The sequence below is a fragment of the Lachnotalea glycerini genome, from assembly GCF_003201285.1.
Classification (GTDB): Bacteria; Bacillota; Clostridia; order Lachnospirales; family Lachnospiraceae; genus Lachnotalea; species Lachnotalea glycerini.
In genome coordinates this window covers 1-12,546 of record NZ_QICS01000009.1, presented here as the reverse complement: position 1 = coordinate 12,546, position 12,546 = coordinate 1, and the positions used below count along the sequence as shown (strand labels likewise).

At 37.2% G+C, this 12,546-nt stretch carries 8 protein-coding genes; 4 read left to right on the top strand and 4 right to left on the bottom strand.

What is annotated here, in order from left to right; genetic code table 11:
* Positions 1–12: 12 nt before the first annotated feature.
* From C8E03_RS15240 to C8E03_RS15225, 4 genes are all read right to left on the bottom strand, one after another.
* Positions 13–909, bottom strand: coding sequence for a GGDEF domain-containing response regulator (locus C8E03_RS15240; RefSeq protein WP_110291483.1), 897 nt, complete (start codon positions 907–909; stop codon positions 13–15).
* 306 nt (positions 910–1,215) lie between these two features.
* On the bottom strand, positions 1,216–2,952 hold the full coding sequence (locus C8E03_RS15235; protein ID WP_408609921.1) for an NADH-dependent [FeFe] hydrogenase, group A6: 1,737 nt from the start codon (positions 2,950–2,952) through the stop codon (positions 1,216–1,218).
* A gap of 19 nt (positions 2,953–2,971) precedes the next feature.
* Positions 2,972–4,801, bottom strand: coding sequence for an NADH-quinone oxidoreductase subunit NuoF (locus tag C8E03_RS15230; RefSeq protein ID WP_334294030.1), 1,830 nt, complete (start codon positions 4,799–4,801; stop codon positions 2,972–2,974).
* Positions 4,802–4,879: 78 nt separating this feature from the next.
* Positions 4,880–5,359 (bottom strand): NADH-quinone oxidoreductase subunit NuoE family protein, encoded by a 480-nt coding sequence (locus C8E03_RS15225; RefSeq protein ID WP_094376138.1) that lies wholly within the window; start codon positions 5,357–5,359, stop codon positions 4,880–4,882.
* 338 nt (positions 5,360–5,697) lie between these two features.
* Between C8E03_RS15225 and C8E03_RS15220 the strand changes: the two genes are divergently transcribed.
* The 4 genes from C8E03_RS15220 to C8E03_RS15205 all read left to right on the top strand — a co-directional run bounded on the left by C8E03_RS15220 (position 5,698) and on the right by C8E03_RS15205 (position 12,306).
* A complete protein-coding gene (locus C8E03_RS15220) occupies positions 5,698–8,352 on the top strand; it encodes a translation factor GTPase family protein (RefSeq protein ID WP_110291481.1) in 2,655 nt (884 codons plus the stop codon).
* A 138-nt stretch (positions 8,353–8,490) separates the two neighbouring features.
* Complete coding sequence (locus C8E03_RS15215; RefSeq protein ID WP_094376140.1) at positions 8,491–11,202, top strand: calcium-translocating P-type ATPase, PMCA-type; 2,712 nt, start codon at positions 8,491–8,493, stop codon at positions 11,200–11,202.
* Between the two features lie 290 nt (positions 11,203–11,492).
* Positions 11,493–11,996 (top strand): nitroreductase family protein, encoded by a 504-nt coding sequence (locus C8E03_RS15210; RefSeq protein ID WP_110291479.1) that lies wholly within the window; start codon positions 11,493–11,495, stop codon positions 11,994–11,996.
* Positions 11,997–12,015: 19 nt separating this feature from the next.
* Entirely contained in the window at positions 12,016–12,306 is a 291-nt protein-coding gene (locus C8E03_RS15205; protein WP_242993580.1) for a putative quinol monooxygenase, read from the top strand.
* Positions 12,307–12,546: the final 240 nt, after the last annotated feature.

Genomic DNA, 12,546 nt, shown 5'->3' with positions numbered 1-12,546 from the left:
CTGTGCTCTTATTTACACCAGCAGTTGACATTCCACTCTGTTTCTTCCGTTTTTTTTGGCTTCATAGAGCTTTTGATCAGCAATTATAATTAATTCATTGTGTGAAATATTCGAAAGTGGTTCTTTATAGGCTACACCAATACTAATCGTAATGTGCATAGAATTGTTTCCCGCTTCAAAAACATAATGATCAATCGTAGCTCGAATTCGTTCGCTTAATTGAAGTACGGATTCAAAGGATTGATTGGATACAATTATGCAAAATTCTTCACCTCCATAACGCCCCACAAAATCACATGTTCTTAAAGAAGCTTTTAAAACATTGGCAATGTTTTTAAGAACACAGTCACCAATTTTATGACCATAGGTGTCATTCACTTTTTTAAAAAGATCAATATCAAACATCATAAAGGCGATTGAATATTGCTGACGTATTGCTTTGTTAAATTCTTTTTCAAAAAGTTCCATGATCATTCTATGATTATAAAGATTAGTTAAGCCATCTTTCATTGCAAGTGATTCAAGCTTTTTTTGCTGATCATAATATCGGATTGCTGATTTTAAGCGAGCTACAATTTCAATTTGGTCATAAGGCTTTTTAATATAATCAAATGCACCAATATCAAAGGCTTGCCTTAGCACCTTGCCTTCTGTAACAGCAGTGACCATTATAACTGGTATACTGCTCGTTTCCTCTGTATTTTTTAATGATGTACACACATCAATTCCATCGATAGATGGCATAATAATATCAAGTAGAATGGCATCAGGCTGAATATTTAATACGGCTTCTATTACGTTTATTCCATCTAAGAGAGTATAAACATCGTAGTCTTCTTCCATCAGTATATCTGAAAGTATTTTTAAATTCATTTTACTGTCATCGATTGCTAAAATTTTTCTTTTCATTGTAATCTTGTATGAGTGCAAATTAGTTGGTTCCCATACGTTCCTTTCACAATTTTTAAAATTTTGCTATATATAGAAATAGAAATGAGAATGTGTAAATGTGTGTATATTAATAATAGTACATTTATATGTTGTTTCGGTCAAGTGTTTTAATAGCCAAAATAGGTAAATATTTAGTATTATAAAAAAATGGATTTATACTGATACCAAAAAAAGAGATAGCTAAAAATTCGCTATCTCCTTTTGGGTTAATCTATAATGAGTGAAACATTTATATCATCAGCTGTTCATTCAAACTTAATATAATTAATCACATTCTCTGCATGTATAGTGTGTATGAAGCAGTTTATGTGCAATTTCACTGTTTGGTTTATCCAGAAACTCATCGTAAAGCTGTATGATTGCCGGATTTTGATGTGACTTACGAAGAGGTTTGTTACGATCCTCTTGATAAAGTGCATTTGCTCTCTTCTCAAGCTTTTCATAATGACCATGTAAATATGGCTGTCCGCCTCCATCAATACATCCGCCTGGGCAAGCCATAATCTCAATAATCTGATAATCTGCTTCACCGGAACGAATCTTTTCCAATAGCTTTCTTGCATTTCCTAAACCGCTTGCAATCGCAGCCTTAACCTGCATATCTTTAATCTGAATGGTAGCCTCACGGATTCCGTCCATACCTCGAAGCATAGAGAACTCCACATCATCTAAGGTTTCATTTGTAATCCATTCGTACGCAGTACGAAGTGCTGCTTCCATAACTCCACCGGTTACACCGAATATAACGCCAGCTCCGGTTGACTCGCCAAGGAAGCTGTCAAATTCTTCGTCATGAAGGGAATTAAAATGAATTCCTGCTTCTTTGACCATCTTAGCAAGTTCTCTTGTACTGATTACGATATCTACGTCATTGCCCATTTCTTCTCTTGCTGCTTCATATTTTTTTGCCAAACAAGGCATTACAGATACAACAATCATATTCTTTGGATCAATGTTCATTTTCTTTGCATAATAGCTTTTTGCAATAGCACCGAACATCTGCTGTGGTGATTTACAACTGGAAGGAACATCTAATAAATCAGTAAACTCACGTTCAAAAAAGTTAATCCATCCAGGGCAACAGCTTGTAAGCATTGGAAGTCTGCCACCGTTTTGAATACGATCCATTAATTCGGTTGCTTCCTCCATAATCGTTAAGTCCGCAGCAAAGTCGGTATCCAATACTCTGTCAAAGCCTAAAGATCTAAGTGCTGCTACCATTTTTCCGGTAACCGGTGTTCCGCATTCGTTGCCGAATTCTTCACCTAATGCAGCACGTACAGCAGGAGCTGTCTGAACAATAACAAATTTACTATCGTCATTTAATGCATTCCATACTTTAGAAGTATTATTTACTTCTGTTAATGCACCTGTCGGACATACAGATACACACTGACCGCAGAAAGTACAATTGGTATCAACCATTGGCATTCCAAAAGCAGGAGATATAACAGTATCAAAACCTCTGTTTACTGCTGATAATACGGATACTGTCTGAACTTCATTACAAACAGTAACACATTTTCTACATAAGATACACTTGTCTAAGTTTCTTACGATAGAAGCACTGGAAACATCCTTTGGAAATGTTGACATTTCACCTTTGTATTTAATTTCTCGAATTCCCATATCTGCTGCAAGTGACTGAAGTTCACAATTTGTACTCTTTTCACATAACAGACAATCCTGGGGATGATCCGATAATAAAAGCTCGACAACGTTTCTTCTTGCTGTAATAGCCTTAATGGAATTAGTCTTAACAACCATTCCCTCAGAAACAGGAGTATTACAAGAAGGTGCAAGATTTCTGCGTCCTTCTACCTCAACCATACAGACACGGCAAGAACCTGGATTGTGTTCTGAACCATCATGAAGGTTCATGTGACATAATGTTGGAATATTTATTTCAAGTAATTTGGCAGCGTTTAAAATCGTAGTACCTTGTTCAACCTGCACTTTTTTACCATTAATAGTAAGTGTAACTAAACTCAAAATGTCCACCTCTTTCTTTAATATGATATTAACCTTTGACTATTGCATTAACAGGACAGCTAGAGAAGCATGCTCCACATTTAATACATTTATCTTGCTGGATTACATGATGCTCCTTAACCTTACCTGAAATACAGGAAACAGGACAATTTCTGGCACATTTGGTACATCCAATACATTTATCCGTAATTTCATAGCGTACCAGATTCTTACAGACACCTGCAGGACAGGTACGATCTTTTACGTGAGCAACATATTCATCCCCAAAATATTTCATCGTACTTAATACTGGATTTGGAGCTGTTTGTCCAAGACCACATAAAGAGGTATCTTTTATTGTTTGAGCAAGTTCTTTTAGGGTTTCAAGATCTTCTTCGCTGCCTTCACCGTTTGTAATCTTGGTTAAGATTTCAAGAAGTCGCTTATTACCAATTCGGCATGGTGTACATTTACCACAAGATTCTTCTACCGTAAATTCAAGGTAGAATTTGGCAATATCTACCATACAGTTATCTTCGTCCATTACGATCATACCGCCTGAGCCCATCATTGAGCCAATTGCAGTTAAGGATTCATAATCAATCGGAAGATCTAAATTATCAGCAGGGATACATCCGCCGGAAGGTCCGCCCGTTTGTACAGCTTTAAACTTTCTGTCATTTTTAATTCCGCCGCCAATATCATAGATAATCTCTCGTAAGGTTGTTCCCATTGGAACCTCTACTAAACCTACGTTATTGATTTTACCAGCAAGCGCAAATACTTTGGTTCCCTTTGAGCCGGCAGTTCCGATTGAGCTGTACCACTCAGCACCATTGTTAATAATGGCAGGAATATTAGCAAGTGTTTCAACATTGTTTACACAGGTTGGCTTATTCCAAAGGCCACTCTCAGCCGGGAAAGGAGGTTTATTAGTAGGTTCTCCACGCTTTCCTTCGATGGAATGAATCAATGCAGTCTCTTCACCGCAAACAAAAGCACCAGCACCGTATTTTATTTCAATATCAAAGCTAAAGTTGGTTCCAAGGATATTATCACCAAGAAGTCCAAGTTCCTTAGCCTGTCTTAATGCGATATAAAGACGATTAACAGCCAATGGATATTCCGCACGGATATAGATAAATCCTTTGGATGCTCCAATTGCGTAGCCGGCGATCGCCATTGCCTCTAAAACGCTGTTTGGATCACCTTCCAGAATAGAACGATCCATAAATGCGCCCGGATCACCTTCGTCTGCGTTACAGATAATATACTTTTGGTCAGCATCATAAGCCTTTGCAAAAGACCATTTCTTACCTGTTGGGAAGCCACCGCCTCCTCGTCCACGAAGACCAGAATCTATCATTAGTTTGATCAAATCATCCGGAGTCATAGTAGAGATGACCTTACCAAGTGCCAGATAACCCTGTGCACCGATTGCCTGAGTAATATCTTCTGGATTAATCAACCCACAGTTTCTTAAAGCAATTCTTTTTTGTTTCTTATAGAAAGACATTTCGTCTTGTCTTTTTACTTTATCTTTGATGGTAGGCTCTTCATAAAGAAGTCTTGCTACCGATCGGCCATTTAACAAATGCTCTGTTACAATTTCTTTCGCATCCTCTGGCGTAACATGAATATAAAAGGTATTATCCGGTTGAATTTTAACAATAGGACCTTTTTCACAGAATCCAAAACATCCGGTAATTGCTACCGTTACTTCATCAGAAAGACCGGCTGCATCTACCTCTTTTTGAAGATTCTCAAGGATTTTTGTACTATCAGCAGATTGACATCCGGTACCTCCACAGATACTAACATAACGATTACATCTTTTATTTTCAGCTGCTAATTCTTCTTCCAGGGAAGGTGATAGCATTTCTAACTGTTTAGAGAAATCTTTTGCTAAATTTTGAAGCTCTTCATAAGAATTAATTCTATTCAATGCTGGTACCCCCTATTCATTATATTCATTTAAGATTTTGCCAACCATATCTTTAGTAAAATGACCATATACTTTGTCATTTACGGTTACAACAGGAGCAAGACCACATGCCCCAACGCATCTTAAAACCTGAAGAGTATATTTATCATCAGATGTGGTTTGTCCTACTTTAATCTTAAGCTGACGCTCAAATTCTTCTAAAACGTCTCCTGAACCTTTAACAAAACAGGCGGTGCCCATACAGACATTAATGACATATTTTCCAGTAGGTTCCTCTGTAAAGTAGGAATAGAAAGTAACAACTCCATTTACTTCTGAAACCGGAATATTTAGTTTTTTTGCTACGAATTTCTGCACGTCTTCTGGTAAGTATCCAAATATTTCCTGAGCTTTGTGAAGGACTGCAATTAATGAGCCTTTTTTATCAGGTAGATCTTCAATAAACTTCTCTAGCTTATTAAAATCCTGTTCAATTTGTGGATTAGAACACATGAAAAAATACCTCCTTTTATTTTTAGTGTATTTGCCACACTAATTATAACAGATTCAAGTAAAAAAAAGTAGTATCATTTGTTAAAAAATTAATTATCTTGTTGAAAATTGTAACTTGACTTTTTTTATTGCTAATAGAATAGATAAATACTTAATTTTATACTTTATAGAAGACAAGTATACATAGCAATGTGAAAAGCTTATAAGCGATAATTAAGGAAAATAGTAAGATAAAATTGTCAAAATGTTAACTTATTGTTATTATATTATAAAGAATTGATTTTTGACTATAGTTGAAATAAGGATATATAAGAAAGAAAAGGAATTTAAGACAAAATATGAATAAAATAGTGATCGGAATATTGGCACACGTAGATGCAGGAAAGACGACTTTATCAGAAAGCATGCTGTATCTAACCGGCAATATCAAAAAATTAGGTAGAGTGGATAATAAGGACGCATATTTAGATAACTATGAACTGGAAAGATCAAGAGGAATTACTATATTTTCTAAGCAGGCGATGCTTGAAATAGGACAAACGCAGATCACTTTGCTGGATACCCCTGGACATGTAGATTTTTCAGCCGAAATGGAAAGAACGCTTCAAGTACTTGATTATGCCATTTTGGTAATAAACGGTGCGGATGGTGTGCAAGGTCATACGATAACTCTATGGCGGCTGCTTGATATGTATGAGATACCAGTTTTTTTGTTTATCAATAAAATGGATCAAAATGGTACTGATCAGAATAAAATAATGAAAGACATAAAAAATCAGTTGGATGACAGTTGTATAGATTTTGGGAGTGAGGGGTCAGAAAAGTTTAATGAGCAGCTCGCTATGTGTGAGGAGGGAATGCTCGAAGATTTTTTGAAAATGGGACATGTTAAAAAAGAAAAGATTCGTGAAGCGATTAAAGAACGTAAATTATTTTCATGTTTTTTCGGTTCGGCTTTAAAACTGATAGGTATTGAGAAATTTATGGAAAGTTTACTTAGGTATATGATAATACCAGACTATCCACCTGAGTTTGGGGCAAAAATATTTAAAATAGCTAGAGATGAGCAAGGTAACCGCCTCACCTATATGAAGATTACAGGTGGAGGGTTGAAAGTAAGAGATGCTTTGACTAATAACGTTTGGGAGGAGAAAGTAAACCAGATACGCATTTACTCTGGTCAGAAATACGATGTTGTAAATGATATTGAGGCAGGCTCTGTGTGCGCAGTCACAGGGCTTTTGCACACAAGACCGGGAGAGGGCTTGGGAATTGAAAAGGATTCAGATACACCGGTGCTGGAACCAGTTTTATCCTATCAAATTCTTTTACCGCAAGGGCAAGATCCCAGGCAGATGCTTCCAAAGCTTCGACAAATTGAAGAAGAAGAACCAGAGCTTCATATTATATGGAATGAGCAGTTGCAGGAAATTCAGGCTCAGTTGATGGGTGAGGTACAGATAGAGATTATTAAAAGTCTGGTTCAAAGCCGTTTTGGAGTAAATGTTTCCTTTGGAGCGGGAAAAATTGTTTATAAGGAAACGATTACTGAAATGACAGAGGGGGTAGGTCACTTTGAGCCACTGCGTCACTATGCGGAGGTTCATCTGCTCTTAGAGCCTGGTGAGCTTGGAAGCGGACTTTTATTCGAAACAAAATGTAGCGAGGATATATTAGGTAAAAGCTGGCAAAAATTGGTTCTGACTCATTTACAGGAGAAGGAGCATAAAGGGGTTTTGACAGGCTCAGCTATTACGGATATGAAAATAACATTGGTATCCGGCCGTGCGCATATGAAGCATACGCAAGGCGGTGATTTTAGAGAAGCGACCTACCGTGCAGTGCGGCAGGGGCTGATGGAGGCCAATTCTATATTGCTTGAGCCTTACTATGATTATGTGCTTGAGGTACCAAAGGACATGGTTGGACGGGCAATGACTGATATTGAAAAAAGGAAAGGAACGAGCGAAATTACACATACCAATGGATTGATGACTGTTCTTTGCGGAAGTGTGCCTGTTAGTACAATGAGAAATTATCAGCAGGAGGTTATAACTTATACGAAAGGAACAGGCAGACTGTTTTGCAGTTTAAAGGGGTATGCACCATGCCATAATGAAGCAGAGATGATAGAGAGCATGGGATATGATGCAAAAAGAGATTTGGAAAATCCAACTGGATCTGTGTTCTGCGCACATGGCACAGGTTTTCTGGCTTCCTGGGATGAAGTAAAAACACATATGCATGTAGAAAGTTATCTTCAAAGCAAGGAGGATATACCACAGGAGGTATACCAGAACCAGATATCAGAGGAGCAGGAACGCTTTGTCAGTCAGGAGGAAATAGAGCAAATTATCAGCAGTACTTACCGTGCCAATCAGGGGAAGAAATCAGTTTGGAAAAGGAGCAAATCAGTTCGTGAAAGCTATTTTGAATCATACTCTAATGTAAGTAAAACAAAAGAATGTAAGGAAGAGTATCTTTTGGTAGACGGATATAATGTTATCTTTGCCTGGCCAGAGCTTAGTATTCTTGCAACTGATAACATGGACGCAGCTCGAACAAAATTACTTGATATACTAAGTAATTATGAAGGAATACGAAAATGTAATATTATTGTGGTATTTGATGCCTATCGTGTTCAGGGACACACAGAGGAAGTCATTACTTATCATAATATTCATATGGTTTTTACAAGAGAGGCTCAAACCGCAGACCAGTATATAGAAAGATTTGCTCATGATAATCAGAATAAATATAGAATAGTGGTTGCAACTTCAGATGGCTTGCAGCAAATCATTATCAGGGGAGCAGGAGCAGAGCTTTTATCAGCAAGAGAGCTAAAGGAAGAGATTGAAAGGGCAAATGAAAAAATAAAACAGGAATACAAAGAAAAGCAAGAGAGGGAACATAACTTTGTATTGGATGCAATGACTTTGGAAACCAGACAGCAGGTGGAGGAAATAAATAATAAAGAAAAAACAAAGCTTTAAAGATATTATGATACCAGAATATTGATTGGTGAGTAATAGAAAATAGATGAGTACGGATTATGTCAGTAAAAAATTCCAAAAATAAATTCTAATCTTGTCCCTATCATCATAAGATATGCCAAGGAGGTTGATACGTATATGGATAATCAATTGGCATTTGAAGAAACTTATTCAGAACAGGATATAAATAAAGAATGGGATGGATTGACCAAGGATGAAGTTAAAAAGTCTAGGGAACAATACGGAGTAAATCGCTTGAGCAAGCAAAAAAGAAAAGGAATTTTATTAAGCTATCTGGAAAGCTTTGGAGATCCGATGATTAAGATTTTGCTAATTGCTTTGGCAATCAACGTAATCTTTTTGTTTCATGAATCAAATTGGTTTGAGTCAGTAGGAATAGCCGTTGCTATTTTATTAGCGACCTGTGTTTCCACACTATCAGAATATGGCAGTGAATCCGCCTTTGAGAAAATGCAGGAGGAGGCTGCTAAGATTAATTGCCGTGTAAAGAGAGTTGAGGGCATCATGCAGCTTCCCATGGATGAAATAGTAGTTGGCGATGTTGTCTTATTACAGGCAGGAGATCGAATTCCGGCAGACGGATATTTAGTGCAAGGTGCTCTTGACGTAGACCAGTCTTCCCTTAATGGGGAGAGTAAGGAAGCAAAAAAGTTCCCTAAGTATTTAAGTAAAGGAGTCTCTCACAAAGAGAGTGATTTTCTGAATCCGACACTGTTGTATTCAGGAACCGTCGTTTGCTTTGGAGAAGGACTTATGAAGATATCAGAGGTAGGGGACAATACCTTTTATGGAAAAATCGGTGCTGAAATTCAAGAAGAAACAAGAGAGAGTCCGTTAAGTGTCCGCTTACATAAGCTTGCAGGTTCAATCGGAAGACTTGGTTATGCTGCTGCAATCTTTTCGGCAGTTGCTTATTTGTTTAATCATATTGTGTTAGACAATCATTTTGAAACGAGGCTTATACTTGAAACAATTACCTCATGGAAGGCAATGTTTTCCTGTCTGCTGCAAGCTTGCACGTTAGCTGTTACAGTAATTGTTATGGCAGTCCCAGAGGGTCTTCCGATGATGATAACAGTTGTACTGTCTTCTAATATGAAACGAATGCTAAAGGATAATGTTTTAGTCAGGAAGTTGGTAGGGATTGAAACTGCAGGAAGCCTTAATATATTATTTTCGGACAAGACTGGTACGCTAACAGGTGGTAAGCTAAAGGTGACTCATTTTATTACAGCTTCCGGTAAAATATATGAAGGAGAGGGCTTCTTTAACAATCATTTTAAATTAGGGGATATTGTAAGAGATTCTATTATTTACAATTGCCAGGCATATTTAAGCGAAGAAGCAGTGGTGGGAGGAAATGCTACGGATCGTGCATTGCTGCAATTTGCAGCAGGCTCCCATGTTCCTAAGAAAAATATTCATAAACGAAGCACGATACCTTTTACCAGTGAGCAAAAATATATGGCTACTACAATTACAGGGGATTGGAATAAAACACTAATAAAGGGTGCTCCTGAGAAAATTCTTTCACATTGCACAAGATTTTATGATGAATCAGGAGCTGTTTTTCCTTTAGCAAGCCGTACTAAAATTGAGAGTCAGCTAAAAAAGATGACTCAAAAAGCAGTTCGCATTCTTGCCATAGCTACCTCTGACAGTACAATGGACAGTATGGAAATCAAGCGAAGAGGTTTTTCTAATCTGACGCTGGTAGGATTTATAGGGATTCGTGATGATATACGCAGTGAGGCCAAGGAGGGAATACGTCGGGTGCAGACTGCCGGTATCCAGACTGTTATGATTACCGGCGATTCTAGAGAGACTGCTTATGCAATAGCAAAGGAAATTGGTCTGATTCAATCTGAAAAGGAGTTGGTTCTGACTTCAAGAGAGTTAGCTTCTCTGTCTGACTCAGTATTAACAGAGCAATTATCTGAGCTTCGAGTGGTGGCACGGGCACTTCCAACAGATAAGAGCAGACTGGTTCGTGTCGCGCAAGCAAAGGGGCTGGTGGTTGGTATGACTGGTGATGGTGTCAATGATGCTCCTGCTTTAAAGCAGGCTGATATTGGATTTTCGATGGGAAGCGGAACGGAAGTGTCAAAAGAAGCAGGAGATATTGTCATACTGGATGATAATTTTTTATCTATTGCTAAAGCCATTTGCTATGGCAGAACGATTTTTAAAAGTATTCGTAAATTTATAATTTATCAGTTAAGCATCTGTATGTGTGCAGTAGGAGTTACGGTAATAGGACCTTTGGTTGGTGTTGATTTTCCGATTACGGTAATACAAATGCTTTGGATTAATATTGTAATGGATACGCTGGCAGGCCTTGCATTCAGTGGAGAAAAGGCTCGTTTAAAATACATGGATGAGCCGCCAAAGTCAAGAGATGAACCTATTATGAATTCTTATATGTTGAATCAGATAACGGTAAACAGTGTTTATGCAACTCTTTTGTGTTTGTTTTTCCTGAAAGGTGATATGATACAAAGAATATTTATGAACCGGGAAGAAATTTATAAGATGACAGCATTCTTTGGTCTGTTTATGTTCTCAGCAATATTTACAAGTTTTTGTGCGCGTACACATGAAGTAAATATTTTTGATTGTTTGTCTGCGAACAAGCCTTTTTTATGGATAATGGGCATGGTAACAGTGATACAGATCACTATATTATATTTTGGTGGTAGTGTATTTCGAACCGTGAAGCTAGAAGCTAAGGATTTAATACTTGTTGTAATATTGGCCTTTACGGTGATACCCGTTGATATTTTAAGAAAATCAATATTAAGCAGATATTCTGACATTCAGGGTACATAAGAGGCTATGATGTGAACTAAAGTAAAAAAGATATTATAAAATGAATTGTTTTACAATAAATGCGGGATAACTAAGAAAAGGTAAAGTACATTTTGCATGCGGCTATGGGTGAAGATGAGTTTATAATAATTTCCAGGATATTAATAGCTTAGAGTAGTGAGTAATAATTAAGAATAGAAAATTGACAATATAAAATAAAAGTGGTATATTTAATTGTCCACAATATAGTAGCATGCTATGTAATCAGAACAAAAAGGATATATTTAACATGGAAAAGGAGGTACATTCTATTGAAAGAGATATTTACAAGAAGAAGTATACGTAAATTTAAGGATCAAATGGTTGAACCGGAAAAGATTGACCGTTTACTGAGAGCGGCTATGCAGGCACCGTCTGCCAATAATCAGCAGCCATGGGAATTTATTGTTATAAAAGAAAAAGAGATGTTAGAGCAGGTTTCACAAACATCTCCTTATGCAAAACCAGCAGCAGATTCGGCGGTTACATTTATTATTCTTGCCAATGAAAAAGAGCTTCACATTCCAACAGCATGGGAGCAAGACTTGAGTTCAGCAGCACAAAATATGCTTTTAGAAGCAGTTCATCTTGGACTTGGCGGGGTATGGTTTGGAGTTGCCACAGCAGATACAGTAGCAGAAAATGTTAAAAACTTATTTCAACTGCCCGACTATATTAGACCATTTGCTATGATTTCAGTGGGCTATCCGGATGGACAAAAAAATGAGTTTGTAGATCGTTATCAGGTAGATAAGGTACATTATGATAAATGGTAATAGAAAAGGAGATTATACAATGATTAAAGTAGTAGCAAAACAAGTGATAAAGGCAGACAAGATAGAAGAATTTCTTCAAGCAGCAAAGCAACTGGTTCAGGATACAAATCAAAAAGATGCAGGTTGCATCAGCTATGATTTATATCAGGATGTGTCAAACTCGCAGGTTCTAACCATAATTGAAGAATGGGAGAATAAAGAGTCTCTTGATCAACATATGAAAGCAGAACATTTCCAGAAAGCGATGGTGGTTTTTAAGGATTTCACAGAAGGAGAAGGCGAGATAAATCTTTACCAAAAGTTGTCTTAAATAGTTGATTTATCATTAATTAGCAAAATTAAATTTTTATATACATGAACGTTCATAAATACTAGATTTTTGTATTTATGAGCGTTTTTTATTTTATAGAGGCGTGTCCAGCGAAGCTGGACCACACCAGTCGGTGCAAGTCCGGTTATGGTAATCGCCAGTGAGCCATATAGTCAAACTCGGTGCGTTGTAGTAATGCAGGGTGCTAAGCGAGTGGGTAATGTAACTTCGAAAGAGGTG

Bases quoted from the DNA above. Each gene is read 5' to 3' on its own strand.
- C8E03_RS15240 (WP_110291483.1), bottom strand. From the start codon at position 909: ATGAAAAGAAAAATTTTAGCAATCGATGACAGTAAAATGAATTTAAAA.
- C8E03_RS15230 (WP_334294030.1), bottom strand. From the start codon at position 4,801: ATGCTATCACCTTCCCTGGAAGAAGAATTAGCAGCTGAAAATAAAAGA.
- C8E03_RS15225 (WP_094376138.1), bottom strand. From the start codon at position 5,359: ATGTGTTCTAATCCACAAATTGAACAGGATTTTAATAAGCTAGAGAAG.
- C8E03_RS15220 (WP_110291481.1), top strand. From the start codon at position 5,698: ATGAATAAAATAGTGATCGGAATATTGGCACACGTAGATGCAGGAAAG.
- C8E03_RS15215 (WP_094376140.1), top strand. From the start codon at position 8,491: ATGGATAATCAATTGGCATTTGAAGAAACTTATTCAGAACAGGATATA.
- C8E03_RS15205 (WP_242993580.1), top strand. From the start codon at position 12,016: ATGATTAAAGTAGTAGCAAAACAAGTGATAAAGGCAGACAAGATAGAA.